Here is a 14,406-nt window from a genome sequence, read left to right as displayed (position 1 = left end):
CACCACGTGTCCCGGGGCCCCGACGCGTTCCCCGGCACGACCAAAATGGGCTTGCACCGGGCGGGAGGGGCTGCGCTATGGTTCTCCGGAAGACGTCGTTCGGGAGACGGGCGGCCGTGAGCCACGAGGAGGTGGAGATCATGCGGGTTGTTCTGATGACCATGCCATCCACCGACCTCCGGGTGCCCGCCTAGCCGATTCGCGACGGGGCACCCGACCTTCCAAAAGGGTGTACCCACGTTGTCTTCGCCAATCATCTCTTCTTCGGCCGCTCTCACCGCGCTCGGCTGGACCGACTTCTTCGCCGCCGAACTCCCCGCCGGTCTGACTCCCGCCCGGGTGTCCCGCGTCGATCGCGGTGCCGCCGAGGTGCTGTCCGCCTCCGGCCATCTCCGGGCCGACTACGGTGCCCGGGTGCGGCGCGAGGCCGCCGCCGATCCCGTGGCCCTGCCCTGTGTCGGTGACTGGGTCGGGCTCCGCCGGCTGGCCGAGGGCCGCTTCGAGCTGGAGGCGCTCCTGCCCCGGCGCACCGCGTTCGTGCGTGGCGGTGTCGGCAGGGTCTCCAGGGGCGGGCTCTCAGGTGACTCACAGGGGCAGGTGCTCGCCGCCAACGTCGATGTCGTCTTCGTCACCGAACCGGCGCTGCACGCCACCGACACCGCGGACCTGGGCAGGATCGAGCGGCTGCTCGCGCTCGCCTGGGAGAGCGGTGGCCGTCCCGTGGTGCTCGTCACCAAGTCCGACCTGATCGGCGAGGGGCTCGACTTCCTGCTGAGGGAGGTGGCCACGGCGGCGCCGGGGGTGGACGTGCACCCGGTCTGCTCGGTCACCGGGGAGGGGGTCGGCATCGTCCGCGAATACCTTGAGGGCACGCGCACCGCGGTGGTGCTCGGCGCCTCCGGCGCGGGCAAGTCCACGCTCGTCAACGCCCTGGCCGGGGCGGGCGTCATGGAGACCCAGCAGGTCAGGGCCGGCGACGGCCGGGGGCGTCACACCACCGTGCACCGTGAGCTCATTCCGCTGGCGAAAGGCGGACTGATCATCGACACGCCCGGTATCCGCCGCATCGGCCTGTACGACATGGGCGAGGGCGTGGACATGGTCTTCTCCGACCTGGAGGAACTCGCCGAGCGCTGCAGGTTCGGCGACTGCCGCCACGACAGCGAGCCGGGCTGCGCGGTGCTCGCCGCGATCGAGGACGGCACGCTTCCCGAGCGGCGACTGGAGAGCTGGAACAAGCTCCAGAGGGAGGCCGCGTGGATGGCCTCCAGGAGTGACGCGCGGCTCCGCAAGGAACTGCAGAACAAGTGGAAGATCATCCACAAGGAGATGCGGAAGCCGGGCCGCAGCAGGCCGTGAAACGCGGAAATGCCCGCCGTGCGGTGATCTGCTTCAGACACCGCATGTGCGGGGCCCGACACGACAACGTGTGATCTCGCAAGGGGTGCGCGAGATCACACGTGCGGGGGAAGCCGGGTGGAGGTACTGCTCAGGCGACGGCGCTGATGCCGGCGCTGGCGGCGCGGCGCATGCGACGGCGACGCTCGGAGGCGCGCTCGTCCTCGTTCAGACCGCCCCAGGTGCCGTACTTCTCCGGACGGGACAGCGCGTAGTCCAGGCACTCGGCGCGAACAGGGCACTGGGCGCAGATCGCCTTGGCCTTACGTTCGCGAATGTCACGCTCGGGCTGACGCTCACCGTCGGGACCGAAGAAGAGCACGAGGTCCTCGCCCCGGCACGCGGCGTCATCCTGCCATCCCCAGCTGGGCCGAGGCCGGGCGGTCTGCCGACGTACCTGAGACATGAGAAAACCACCTTATAGTTGAGAGGTATTTCTGGTTGATGCCGCATTTGGACGCTTGTGGCGTCCCTGGATCCAACGCCTGGATTGGCCGTGATGTTCCCTCAGGTCAGGTCAGCGCGGACGTGGCGTACAGCACAGGGGTCAGCCTGTCCAGCGCTACCAGCCGATAGGTAGTGATCGTATCGGCGCAAGCCGTACCACATGGCGTTGTCAGCGTCATGGGTTCAACCACTACCCGAAAACGAGCGCCACTACCGCGCACAAATGCCTCGGTGACGGCGCCGTCCGACCTGGAGGATTCCACGGCCACTCCGCCAACCGAGAGTTCACCCGTATGAATGCGGATGAAATGCTCAGCGGCCTGCAGTGGCTCAGGGATGCCTGCGCGTCCCCGGAAACGGTCGAGAATGATCTCGCCGGACCGGTACGCGTCGGCTGCCGCGATCGCAGCAGCCTGAGACATGCTGCCGTAGTAAAGCCCGTGTGGCAAGCACACGAGGTTGGCGGCGTATCGATCGCCGCCAACATGTGATGTTTCCCATACTGTGTCCGGCAATGATTTCGCCAAGGACCGAGCTAGGGGTAGTCCAATGCGGGCGCAGCACGCGTTGCGCTTGGCATGCGTGCAGACCAGAAAAACCGGCTCACTCACAAGTATGCAGGACTCCGGGACCACTCCGGCCACCACGCTGTCAAGGTCAAGATCGTCTGGACCTGCGAAGACGCCTTCGGCGATCCACGGCTCGGCGGCGGTGGAGTCGGCGACCATGACGTGAATGCCGGTTTCCACGGGGTTTCTGCGACCGGGGCGGCGAATCAGCTGGGGCCGGATGCCGAGCCGCGTGGCCCGTTTGATAAGAGTGTGAACGCCCTCGGGGAGTTTGCAGTCCTCGAGGTGGGAGGCCCAGGGGCCGGAGTGCTCGATCAGCAGCCAGAAGCGGGCTCCGACCGTCGCGCTGGCGTGGACGGGCAGTTCGCCGGTATGGCAGCCCCGGGGGTGCTCGCATCCCCTGCCCGTCATGTTCGCCATGCTCGCGCCGCCGCCCGTGATCACACTCTCTCCTCGCTCCGAGTTAGGCAAGACTAACCTAACAGTCGGATCAGGGTGGCGCAGGGGGGAAGGATCCTAGACGGGTAAAAGCGCGTCGGCGGTGTCAGTGGTGTCAGTGGTGTCAGTGGTGTCAGTGGGCCAGTGCCGCGCGCGCCAGTGGGAGGGCGGCCTCGCGGTCGGCGGGGACGAGGCCGATCCTGGTCCGCCGGTCGAGGAGGTCGTCCACGTCCAGGGCGCCCTCGTGCCTGACCGCCCAGACGAGCTCGGCCCCCGTGACCCCGGTCGGGCCGGCCTCGGCCAGCCAGGGCTCGCGGGCCATCAGCGCCCGCACGGCGCCCGCCTCGCTCCCGTACCGTTCCAGGAGCCGGTCCGTACCCCTGCCACTCCAGCCGTCCGGCCGGACGGCCCCGACGAGGGGCAGGTTCGCGGTGCGGCTCCGGCCCGCCTTGAGCCCGCCGAGCGACACGGCACGGTCGACCGCGTCCTCGGCCATCCGCCGGTATGTGGTCAGTTTGCCGCCCACCACCGTCACCATCCCGTCCGGCGTGGCCAGTAGCGCGTGCTTCCTGGACAGGTCGGCGGTGCGGCCGTCGGCGGCGAGCAGCGGCCGCAGCCCCGCGTAGGTGCCGGCGACGTCCGCACGCCGTACCGGCTCCTCGAGCACGGAGTTCAGGACGGAGAGCAGGAAGGTCACGTCCTCCTCCGGTGCCTGCGGGACATCCGGGACGGGACCGTCCACCGGCTCGTCGGTGAGGCCGACGTAGATCCGCCCGTCGGACTGGGGGAGCACCAGTGCGAACCGGTTGCTCTCGCCGGGAATCGGGATGTGCAGCCCCGCGGCCAGACCCGGCAGCGTCTCGGGTCGCAGTACCAGATGGGTGCCGCGCGAGGGGCGCATCCGGATGTCCGGGTGAAGCCCGGCGGCCCAGACCCCGGTGGCGTTGACCACCGTTCTGGCCCGGATCGTGAAGGTGTCCCCGCCGAACTCGTCGCGGACCAGCGCGCCCTCGCCGGACACCTCCAGCGCCCGGCAGCGCGTCAGCACCCTCGCCCCCCAGCGGGCGGCGGTCCTGGCCACGGAGACCACCAGGCGGGCGTCGTCGGTCAGCCGCCCGTCCCACGACAGCAGGGCGCCGCGCAGCCCGCGCGAACCCAGCGGGGAGGCGAGGGCGAGCGCCTGCTCGGCGGAGATGCGCAAGGGGCCGGGAAGGAGGTGGCGGGGCGTGCCCGCCGCGATCCGCAGCCCCTCGCCGAGCCGGTACCCGGTCATCACCAGCGCAGCCTGGTGGCGGGAGACCGCGGGGACCAGCGGCAGCAGGTAGGGCTGCGCCCTGACCAGATGCGGCGCGGTGCGGCCGAGCAGGTGGCCACGTTCCACCGCGCTCTCGTACGCCACCCCGACCTGCCCCCTGGCCAGATAGCGGAGCCCGCCATGGATCATCTTGGAACTCCACCTGGAGGTCCCGAACGCCAGGTCGTGGGCGTCGATCGCGGCCACGGAGAGACCTCGGGAGGCCGCGTCGAGCGCCGCCCCGGCACCGGTCGCGCCCAGCCCCACCACCAGCACGTCCACCACGAGATCGCGGACCTCGGCGAGCTCGCGGGCGCGGCGGGCGGCGTTGAGAGACGATTTCACCGTCTTAGGTACCTTTCCAGGAGCGTGGCGAGCTCGGCGTCCAGATCGTCCCTGGTGAGCGGGTTCAGCATGGTGGGGCCGGAGAGCAGGAACGACTGGGCCGTCAGCAGCACGCCCCTGGCCAGTCTCGTCGCGTCACCGGGGCGCACGGTGCCGAGGCCCTGTCCTGCGATGATCGCCGACTCGACGAGGCTCAGCATGGCCTCATGGCTTGAGCCCCGGCGATCCAGCAGGTAGGGCAGGAGCAGCTCGGGGTCGACCTCGACGATCTTCCGCCAGAGCGGGTGGTCGCGCAGCGCCCGCACCACCGCCACCGCCGCGGTGACCGGGTCCTCGGTGGCGAACCGGCCGGCGACGCGCACCCACTCGCGGGTCATCAGGTCGGCGACGAGACTGCGCATGTCGGGCCAGTGGCGGTAGATCGTCATGCGGGACACCCCGGCCCGGCGGGCCACGTCGGTGAGCGTGGCCCGCCGCACTCCCACCGCGAGGACCACCTCGCGGGCGGCGTCGAGGATCTGGTCGCCGCTCTCCGCGGCCGCGTTGTGACGGATGGACGTCATATGTCACAGTGTAGGGGTGGAAAAACCGACGAGTGCCGCGGAACCCATGCTCTGGTCCGGCTGGGGGGATCCCGCCAAGGCCGCCGACCTGCCGGAACCGATTCGCAAGCTGCTCCACGAGATGCTGGGCGTGCGCCCGCCGCGGGACCGGGCCGCCGACTTCGGCGAGGTGCGCCTGCCCGCCGTGGCCCTGTCCCCGCTGGTTCTCACCGCGTTGCGCGATGTCGTCGGCGCCGACCACGTGCGCTTCGACGACGACGCCCGCCTCCGGCACACCCGCGGCAAGTCCACCCCCGACCTGCTGCGCATGCGCGCTGGAGACGGCTCCGACGCGCCCGACGCCGTGGTGCTGCCCGGCTCCCACGATGAGGTGCTGGCGGTCCTGGCGGCCTGTGCCGCGCACCGGGTCGCGGTGGTCCCGTTCGGCGGCGGCACCTCCGTGGTCGGCGGCCTGGTCGCGACCAGGCAGGGCTTCGCCGGTGTCGTCGCGCTGGATCTGGCCCGGCTGAACCGGCTGGTCGCCGTCGACCGCGAGTCGATGGTCGCCGAGATGGAACCGGGGCTGCGCGCCCCGCAGGCCGAGCAGCTTCTGGCTGGGCACGGGCTCACCCTAGGACACTTCCCGCAGTCGTTCGAGTACGCCACGCTGGGCGGTTTCGCCGCCGCCCGCTCCAGCGGCCAGGCCTCGGCCGGCTACGGCCGCTTCGACGACATGGTCGTCGGCATGACCGTGGCGACCCCGCGGGGCACCCTCGACCTGGGCCGGGCGCCCGCCTCGGCCGCCGGGCCCGACCTGCGCCAGGTGATCCTCGGGTCGGAGGGGGCCTTCGGCGTGATCACCTCCCTGAGACTCCGCGTCCGGCCGGCGCCCGCCGAGCGCGTCTACGAGGGATGGCGGTTCGAGTCGTTCGCGGCGGGCTCGGCCGCGCTGCGGCGCCTGGCCCAGGAGGGCGCCCTGCCCACGGTGCTGCGCCTGTCCGACGAGACCGAGACGATGATCGGGCTGGCCAGGCCGAGCGAGATCGGCGCGCTGTCCGCCGACGCGGGCTGCCTGGCCGTCGCCGGGTACGAGGGCTTCTCGGAGGTGCCCGCCCTGCGGGAACGGGTCGCCGCCGTGGCGTCCGGGCTCGGCGGCGTCTACCTCGGCCCTGGCCCCGGCGAGTCGTGGGCCCACGGACGCTACTCCGCGCCCTACCTGCGCGACTCGTTGCTCGCCGCAGGGGCGACCGTCGAGACACTGGAGACCGCCGGATTCTGGTCCAACCTGCCCCGCCTGTACGAGGCCGTGCGGCTCTCGCTGCACGCCTCGCTCGGCTCACCGCTGGTGATGTGCCACATCTCCCACGTGTACGGCACCGGCGCCTCCCTCTATTTCACGGTCGTCACGGCGCAGAGCGACGACCCCGTCGGGCAGTGGGAGACGGCCAAGCGGTCGGTCAACGAGGCGATCGTCACGGCCGGGGGCACCATCTCGCACCACCACGGCGTCGGCCGCGACCACCGGGAGGCCCACGCGGTCGAGATCGGCGATCTGGGTGTGGAGATCCTGCGCGGGATCAAGGACCGGCTCGACCCCGGGGGCATCCTCAACCCGGGCGTCCTGGTCGCCCCGGAGAAGCCCGTCTCCTGAGGCCCGTCTTTCCGGCGGGTCTCCCGGGGTCGCCTTCCGGTCTCCGATCTCCGGCTTCCGGTGGGCGATGGGAGGTCAACCGGTGACCACCAGCTTCTCCATGGCCTCGCGGAGCGGCCCGGGGATCCCGGCGGGCCGCCGGGTCTCCCGGTCGACGAACACGTGGACGAAGTGGCCCTCGGCCACGACCGTCTTGCCGTCCTCGCGGAACAGCCCGAGCTCGTAGCGGACGCTGGAACGGCCCAGGTGCCCGATCCGCAGCCCGACCCGGACGGGTTCGGGGAAGGAGACCGACGCCTTGTAGACGCAGTGCGACTCGACGCACAGGCCGATGGCGTCGCCGTCGTGGATGTCCAGGCCCGCGCTCCTGATCAGCCAGGTGTTGATCACGGTGTCCATCATCGAGTAGTGGACGGCGTTGTTGACGTGGCCGTAGACGTCGTTGTCCTTCCACCTGGTCGGAACGGTCTCCCAGTAGGCGTACACGGTGGAACTGTATTCCAGAGATCGGCGCGGGATGAGCCGCTCTCCCGGCGGGTCCGTGGCGGGTTCCGGTGGAAAGGGGCGAGCGGGAACCGCCGGGGTCATGGCGAGGTGGGGGAGCGCTCCAGTCCGCGGGACGACCTCGCGCCTGCTCGCCTTCGGCGGGGCGGTGCCGGCTCCGGCGCCGGTCGCCGCCGGATTCCCCCGGACGATTTCCGGTTCAGCCGCTTCTGGTGTGGATCGTCCTCCTTTATTGCCTGCGATCCGGGTGCGACTCCTTAAGATCATTGCCAAGATATGGTCATGGTCGATGTCGGACGGGCGGCGCAGCGCGGGCGTGAGGTCTCCTCCCGGGTGTCCAAGGAGGGCGCGGGCTGGTCCTGCACGCGCAGGGGGACCTTCGAGGACCTGCTGCCCAGCCAGAAAGCCTTCTCCTGGCTCGATGTGCGTACGGTCTGGCGCTCCAGGAACGAGGTCCTCGCGGCCCTGTTCGGAGATCCGTCGGGGCAGGTACGGGCGCGCTGGGTGGCGTCCCAGCGGGCCCGGGGTGCCGACCCCTCCTTCCGCATCCCGATGGACGTCGGTCCCGAGTTCTCCTTCCTGGTCCTCGGTGACACCGGGGAGGGCGACTCCTCGCAGTACGCCGTGGTTCCGGGCATGCTCAGGATCGGCGAGGACACCGCCTTCGCGGTCGTCGCCAGTGACGTGATCTACCCCACAGGCTCGGGGAACGAGTACGAGGACAAGTTCTTCCGCCCCTACCAGGACTACCGGTCGCCGATCTACGCGATCCCCGGAAATCACGACTGGTACGACGGGCTCGGCGGCTTCATGCGCGTCTTCTGTGACGCCCCGTCGCTGGAGGTGGAGGGCGAGGGGGGCAGGCTTTCGCCCTCCGGGCTGCGCGGCCTGCTCTGGCGCAGGCCCGAGAAGATCGACGAGGCCCGGCTGGCCAGGGCGCGCGAGCGGCGGTCAGGACCCGAGCAGCAGGCCGTGCAGCCGGCCCCCTACTGGGCGATGGAGACCCCCGGGCTGCTCATCGTCGGCGTGGACACCGGCATTCGCGGCGACATCGACTCCGAGCAGGCCGGCTGGCTGCGCGAGGTCTCCCGCGACCCCCGGCCCAAGGTGCTGATCACCGGAAAGCCCATCTACACCCGCAACGACTACAAGCCGTCGAAGCTGGCCGGGGGCGGCACCGTCGACGACATCGTCACCGATCCCGCGCACAACTACGTCGCGGCGATAGGCGGCGACGTGCACAACTACCAGCGCTTTCCGATCAAGGTCGGGGAGCGGACCATCCAGTACATCGTGGCGGGCGGCTCGGGGGCCTTCATGCACGCCACCCACACCATCCCCAGGGTCACCGTCGGCGGCCTGCACGAGGACGACTACAGGTGCTACCCGCTCCGCGGTGACTCGTTGTCGTTCTACAGCAGGCTCTACAGCGACCGGCTGCGCATGCGGTGGCTCTACCTCACGCCGGACGAGAGCGCGGCGCTGATGTCCCGGCAGATCGGCAACACCCCGGTACGGGACATCCCGGCCGTGCCGATCACCCGGCGGATGAGATGGGCGGCCCGGATCCTCGGCGGCTGGCCGATGCCGTTCCGGCTTCCGGTGGGCAGGATCTTCCACCGCTACCTGTCGGAGCTGTCGGACTGGGACACCCCGCCGTTCTTCAAGAGCTTCCTGCACGTCTCGGTGACGCCCGATGCCTTACGGATCCGCTGCTTCGCCGCCACCGGCTGCCTGCCGCAGGAGATCGAGCCCCCGCTCGAGGACGAGATCGTCATATCGCTCGGCTGACCCGGCCGGAATGTCGTATCGGCGTGGCACTGTTGGCGTATGAACGTGTCAGTCGCGGCCGCCCCCGGCGGTGGGGGCGTTCTGCGCGTGGACGGTGAGTCCGCCGTGGCCGTCGCCGATCTGGTCTCGGCGGTCCGCGAGCTGGAGGCCCGGCAGCCACGCTGGGTCTGGGCCGACACGCGGGAGGTCTATCCCGCGCTGCTCGCCGCCGGCGTGCGGCTGGCGCGCTGTCACGACCTGGCGCTGACCGAGAGCCTGCTCCTGGCCCACGAGGGACGGTTCGGCGAGCCCCGCTCGGCCAGGGCCGCCCACGCCAGGCTGCACGGCCTCCCCGTGCCGGACGACCATCAGGGACCTCAGGCGCGGCAGGCCACCCTTTTCGAGGAGGAGGCGCCGGCCCCCGACGCGGACCTGGTCGCCGAGGTGCACGCCGACCAGCTGCGGCGCATCGAGGCCACCGCGGACCCGCGGCGGTTCCGGCTGCTGGTCGCCGCGGAGTCGGCCGGGGCGCTGATCGCCGCGGAGATGGCCGCCGAGGGCATGCCCTGGCGCGAGGATGTGCACGACGAGCTGCTGACGGATCTGCTCGGCCCGCGCCCGGTGCACGGCATGCGGCCCGCCAAGCTCCAGGCCCTGGCCGACCAGGTGGCGGCGGCCTTCGGCACCCCGTTCAACCCCGACTCCCCGCAGCAGATCGTCAGGGCGTTCAAGGCGGCGGGCGTGCCCGTCTCCTCCACCAGGGCCCACGACATCAGGCAGGTCGACCACCCCGGTGTCGCGCCCCTGCTCGCCTACAAGGAGATGGCCAGGTTCTACAGCTTCCACGGCTGGGCCTGGGCCGACCAGTGGGTCCGAGGCCACCGCTTCCGGCCCGAGTACGTGGTGGGCGGCGTGGTGACGGGCCGTTGGGCGACCAACGGCGGCGGCGCCCTGCAGATCCACAAGCTGATGCGCAAGGTCATCGTGGCCGACGACGGCTGGGCGCTGGTCGTCGCCGACGCGGCCCAGCTGGAACCGCGGGTGCTGGCCGCCATGGCCGGGGACGGCGGCCTGGCCAAGGCGGCCGGGCAGATCGACCTCTACCAGGCGCTGGCGCAGGCGTTCGGCGGCGAGCGCGACAACGCCAAGATCGCCATGCTGTCGGCGATGTACGGGGGCACCAGCGGAGACGCGCCCAAGCTGCTGGCCGTGATGCGCCAGCGCTTTCCCCGCGCCTACCAGTTCGTGGAGGACGCCGCCCGCGCGGGGGAGGAGGGCAAGGTGGTCCGTTCCTGGCTGGGCCGCACCTCGCCGCCGCCCTCAGCCGGCTGGCGGAAGCTGGTCTCGGGGCCCGAGGGAGGCCGCGCGGCCCGCGACCGCGGCCGGTTCACCAGAAACTTCGTGGTCCAGGCGACCGCGGCCGAGTGGGCGCTCGCGCTGATGGCGGTGCTGCGCGGCCTGCTGCCCGACCCGGCCAGGCTGGTGTTCTTCCAGCACGACGAGGTGATGGTGCACTGCCCGGCCGAGCAGGCCGACGAGGTCGTCGCGGCGGTCGGCAGGGCGGCGGAGGAGGCGAGCCGGCTGCTGTTCGGCTCGACTCCCGTCCGCTTCCCGATGCAGGCGGTCCAGGTGCGGTGCTACGCCGACGCCAAGTGAGCTCCGCCCGGCGGGGATGAGCGGCCAGGAGCCCCGGATCCCGGCGGGTCAGTTCCTGCTCAGGACCAGCCAGGCGCCGGTGATCGTCACCATGACCCCGACGGCCACGCCGAGCGCGCCGTAGGAGAGACCGCCGACGATCACCCCGGCGGCCACGGTTCCGGTCGCGCCGCAGAGGTTCGTCAGCAGGTCCGACAGGCCCTGCACGGAGGTGCGGTGTGCCAGCGGCACCGCCTCGCTGAGCATCGCCGAGCCGGCGATCAGCCCGCAGGACCAGCCGAGGCCGAGCAGGGTCAGCCCGGCGGTGATCCGCGTGACGTCGTGCGCCCCGGCCCCGCCCGCGAGGACGGCGGAGGTCAGCAGCAGGCCCATCCCCAGCACCAGCACCGGTGTCCGTCCGGCCCGGTCGGCCAGCCAGCCGACCACGGGGGACAGCACGTACATTCCCGCGATGTGCAGGCTGATCACGATACCGATGACCGTGTACGTCGAGCCGCCGTGGTCCAGGTGGACCGGGGTCATCGACATGATCGACACCATGGCGGTGTGGCTGACCGCGATCGCGGCCAGCGCGCGCCTCGCCAGGGGGGTCTCACGCAGTACCCGCCAGGCGGCGCGGAACGTGCCCCCGCCCTTCCCCGAGGCCGTGGCCGGGACCGAGGGGGGAGTGGAGTCGGAGCCGTGCGGCGTCGTGCTCCGCTCCCCGGGGGCGGGTGACGCGGCCTCCGGGACCGTGCCGTCCAGGGCGGTGCCGTCCGGAACGGTGTCCGGGGGCAGGGATGGGGGCAGGGACGCGGAGCGGGCCAGCAGCAGGGGGTCCGGGCGCAGGGCGAGGAGGATGACGCCGAGGGTGATCGCGAAGCTCAGCAGGGCGAGGACGAACGGACCGCTACCCGGTGCCAGGCCGAACCCGGCACTGAACCGCTCGGCGGGCCCCGCCAGGTTCGGGCCGGTGACCGCCCCGATGGTGGTGGCCCACACCACCAGCGACAGGTGCCGGGCCGAGTGCCCCGGCGCCGACAGGTCGGTCGCGGCGTAGCGGGAGGCCAGGTTGCCCGCGCTGGCCGCGCCGAACAGCACCAGCCCGGCCAGCAGCAGCGGCCACGAACCCATGGTGAGGGCGAGTAGCGAGACCAGGCAGCCGAGCAGGGCGCACCCGTAGGCCAGGGTGAGCCCGGCCCGCCGGCCACCCCGGCCGGACGATCTGGCGGTGGGCAGCGCCAGCAGCGCGGCGCCCAGCACCGTCGCGGTCCCGGCCAGCCCGCTGAGCGTCGTGGAGCCGGAGAGCTCCTTCACGGTCACCGAACTGAAGGCGAGTCCCACGGCGACGCCGATCCCGCCGCTGATCTGGGCGGCGGAGAGGACGGCGAGCGTCCGCCGCTGCACCGTGGCGATCCGCTCACCGCCGTCACTGCGGGCACCGGAGATGTCGGGGGGCGTGGTGTCGGTGGTCACGAGTGAAGTGTGTCATCACTCGTGACCGAACCGGGAAGTCGTCTCGCGGACAGGCTCAGTCGGCGGAGGTGAAGGTGGCGAAGAAGGTGCCCAGGATCTCCGAGTTCTTCTCCCAGTCGAGATCCTGCACCCTGAACGTGATCTGGTAGGCGGTCTGGCCGTTGACGGCGACGTAGCGCGTCAGCCCGTGCATCGGGACGCCGTTGGGCTGGACGTAGGTGTACTCCCAGTCCGCGGCCTTCCACGAGCGATAGTTCACCACCGTCACGCCCACCTCGGTGTACTCGTCCAGGCCCTTCTTGCTCGCCTTGCGGAGTGCCGCCACCGGGTCCCCGACCGGCACCTCGACGACGACGATGTTCTGCCCGCCGCCCTTCGGCCCGGAGAAGGTGACGGTTCCCTTGGGGCCGGCCTTCACGGTCCAGTCGCCGGGCACCGCGCCGGAGACCCCGGCGGCGCTCGCCGACTTGAAGCCGTCGGGGATCTCCTCGTCGGCCCCGGAGGACGTCCCCGGGTCGGCGGGCGCGGAGATCGCCGCCGAGGGGCCCGTGGGGTTCGCGGTGCCGGAGTCGTCGCCGATCAGGAAGACGATGAGCCCGGCGACCACGATGGCCAGCACGCCGCCCCCGCCGAGCATCAGCAGACGGCTGTCGGGGCCGCTGCCGCGCGACCGGCCGCCCTCGCGCTCCGGCGCGCGGCGCGTGCCCGCGCGTGCCCCTACCCTGCCGGGTGAGGTCAGGGCCTGGGAGTTCCGTACGGCGTCGGAGGGGGCCTGCTCCTGCGGGGCCGGGGTGGGCCCCTGGATTGGCCAGGGTGCGGCCCCGCTCCGCCCATCGCGCGGCGGTGCGGACGGCGGGACGCCGGGAAGGTCGCCGGAGAAGCTGGTCAGCGCGTCGAACGGGTTGCCGTCAGGTCCGGTCGCCGGGATGCGCAGCGCGTCGTAGCCGCGCTGGTGCCCGCCGGTCTGCGCGGACCTGGGAGCTGAGGAGTGCCCGGGGAGGGAGAGCAGGTCCGCGCGGTGGCCCCCGCTCGGGCCGGCGAGTGCGTCGTAGGGGAGCGCGTGACCGCCCGAGGAGTCGGCGGCGGGGTCATAGGGCACCCGGATCGGGCCGGAGGGCGTCTCGATGATCCGGGAGGGCATCGGCCCCGACGGCACGTCCAGCGGGGGCATCAGGTGCATCGGCATGGAGTCGCCGGGGACCGGCATCGACGAGGGCGCCGGGCTGGGCGTGCGGTTCGGGGTGCTGGAGCCGTGGCTGCGCAGCACCCGGTCCAGCAGATCCGACACCTGGGCGGCACTCATCCGGTCGGCGGGGTTCTTGCGGAGCAGGCCCTCGATGACGGTGATCAGGGCGCCGGCTCGCTGGGGGCGGTTGGGCTCCTGGGTGAGGATCGCGCCGAGCACGGCCACCGCGTCAGGACCCTCGTAGGGGGGCCGGCCCTCGACCGCCGCGTAGAGCGTGGCACCGAAGGACCACAGGTCGGAGGATTGAGTGACCTGCTGGCCCGACAGCCGCTCCGGCGGGATGTAGGCGGGGGAGCCCATCAGCAGGCCGGTCTGGGTGATCGTGACGTCGCCCTCTATCGCGGCGATGCCGAAGTCGGTGAGCACCACCCGGTCGGAGGTCAGCAGCACGTTGCCGGGTTTGACGTCGCGGTGCATGATCCCGGCGGCGTGGGCGTGGCGGAGCGCGTCGAGCACCCGGATGCCGATCTCGGCGGCCTGGACCACGGGCAGCGGTCCGCTCTGCCGCACGGCCTGCTCAAGCGACCAGGCGCGGACCAGCTCCATCACGATCCAGGGGCGGCCGTCCTCCTCGACGACATCGTGGACCGTGACGATGCCGGGGTGGCTGAGCCGGGCCGCCGAGCGGGCCTCGCGGAGCATCCGCCGGTGCGCCCCCTGCCTGCCCGCGTGGTCGAGCCCGTAGGGGAGGATCAGCTCCTTGACCGCGACGTCCCGGTCGAGCAGGACGTCGTGGGCGTGCCACACCATGCCCATCCCACCACGGCCCACCGGCGACACCAGGCGGTAGCGCCTGCCCACCAGCCTGCCCTGGCCCTCCGGTGTGGCTCCGGCGGAATCGCCACCCTCAGGCCCCTGGGGGTTTCTCCCGAGCAAGCGATCGGTCATCGTACCCCGTTCCCCACAACCAGCCCTTTTTGTAAGGCTGGACACGATATCGGGATGTCATTCGGTAATGGAAGTTGGCATACGGAGAAAGCGCTTGACGGCATTTGTCAGTGATCGGTGTTCTTCGGATCACTGAACTTGTGTCCGCGCCCTGACGTCGCCGAATGCTACCGGCGAGCGGGTGAATTGTCAGCTTTGCCCGT

Annotated in this window: 11 protein-coding genes; 4 read left to right on the top strand and 7 right to left on the bottom strand. The window is 71.5% G+C overall.

From position 1 onward, the window contains the following. Positions 1-240 precede the first annotated feature (240 nt). On the top strand, positions 241-1,359 hold the full coding sequence (gene rsgA / locus ABT130_RS19570; protein ID WP_350957059.1) for a ribosome small subunit-dependent GTPase A: 1,119 nt from the start codon (positions 241-243) through the stop codon (positions 1,357-1,359). 130 nt (positions 1,360-1,489) lie between these two features. Here the strand turns inward: rsgA and ABT130_RS19565 are convergent, their stop codons facing one another. The 4 genes from ABT130_RS19565 to ABT130_RS19550 form a co-directional block, all read right to left on the bottom strand. Beyond that, the gene (locus tag ABT130_RS19565) at positions 1,490-1,804 is read right to left on the bottom strand and encodes a WhiB family transcriptional regulator (RefSeq protein ID WP_012893126.1); all 315 of its coding nucleotides are present in this window, start codon (positions 1,802-1,804) and stop codon (positions 1,490-1,492) included. 106 nt (positions 1,805-1,910) lie between these two features. After that, on the bottom strand, positions 1,911-2,858 hold the full coding sequence (locus tag ABT130_RS19560; RefSeq protein ID WP_350917006.1) for a ferredoxin family protein: 948 nt from the start codon (positions 2,856-2,858) through the stop codon (positions 1,911-1,913). A gap of 127 nt (positions 2,859-2,985) precedes the next feature. Beyond that, positions 2,986-4,491 (bottom strand): glycerol-3-phosphate dehydrogenase/oxidase, encoded by a 1,506-nt coding sequence (locus ABT130_RS19555; RefSeq protein WP_350957057.1) that lies wholly within the window; start codon positions 4,489-4,491, stop codon positions 2,986-2,988. Further along, complete coding sequence (locus ABT130_RS19550) at positions 4,488-5,054, bottom strand: TetR/AcrR family transcriptional regulator (RefSeq protein WP_350917000.1); 567 nt, start codon at positions 5,052-5,054, stop codon at positions 4,488-4,490. The genes ABT130_RS19555 and ABT130_RS19550 overlap by 4 nt, the downstream gene beginning before the upstream one ends. A gap of 46 nt (positions 5,055-5,100) precedes the next feature. Between ABT130_RS19550 and ABT130_RS19545 the strand changes: the two genes are divergently transcribed. Then, positions 5,101-6,684 carry an FAD-binding oxidoreductase gene (locus ABT130_RS19545; RefSeq protein ID WP_350957066.1) on the top strand — a complete coding sequence of 528 codons (1,584 nt, stop codon included), beginning with the start codon at positions 5,101-5,103 and terminating at the stop codon, positions 6,682-6,684. Between the two features lie 75 nt (positions 6,685-6,759). Here ABT130_RS19545 and ABT130_RS19540 read toward each other — a convergent pair whose 3' ends face one another. After that, a complete protein-coding gene (locus ABT130_RS19540; RefSeq protein WP_350957055.1) occupies positions 6,760-7,170 on the bottom strand; it encodes an acyl-CoA thioesterase in 411 nt (136 codons plus the stop codon). 300 nt (positions 7,171-7,470) lie between these two features. Between ABT130_RS19540 and ABT130_RS19535 the strand changes: the two genes are divergently transcribed. Together ABT130_RS19535 and ABT130_RS19530 are read left to right on the top strand one after the other, a co-directional pair. Further along, entirely contained in the window at positions 7,471-8,979 is a 1,509-nt protein-coding gene (locus ABT130_RS19535; RefSeq protein WP_350957053.1) for a metallophosphoesterase family protein, read from the top strand. A 39-nt stretch (positions 8,980-9,018) separates the two neighbouring features. After that, positions 9,019-10,614: a bifunctional 3'-5' exonuclease/DNA polymerase gene (locus ABT130_RS19530; protein WP_350916991.1), complete on the top strand. Its 1,596-nt coding sequence runs from the start codon at positions 9,019-9,021 to the stop codon at positions 10,612-10,614. 48 nt (positions 10,615-10,662) lie between these two features. Here ABT130_RS19530 and ABT130_RS19525 read toward each other — a convergent pair whose 3' ends face one another. Both ABT130_RS19525 and ABT130_RS19520 read right to left on the bottom strand, forming a co-directional pair. Continuing rightward, the gene (locus ABT130_RS19525; protein ID WP_350957051.1) at positions 10,663-12,069 is read right to left on the bottom strand and encodes an MFS transporter; all 1,407 of its coding nucleotides are present in this window, start codon (positions 12,067-12,069) and stop codon (positions 10,663-10,665) included. A 55-nt stretch (positions 12,070-12,124) separates the two neighbouring features. Then, positions 12,125-14,203, bottom strand: a complete 2,079-nt coding sequence (locus ABT130_RS19520; protein ID WP_350957049.1) for a serine/threonine-protein kinase — start codon at positions 14,201-14,203, stop codon at positions 12,125-12,127. Between the last annotated feature and the right edge of the window lie 203 nt (positions 14,204-14,406).

This window comes from Streptosporangium sp. NPDC001681 (assembly GCF_040298085.1).
In the GTDB taxonomy this organism is placed as follows: domain Bacteria; phylum Actinomycetota; class Actinomycetes; order Streptosporangiales; family Streptosporangiaceae; genus Streptosporangium.
Note: the sequence above shows the minus strand (reverse complement) of the source record. Positions and strands in the feature narration are given on the sequence as shown.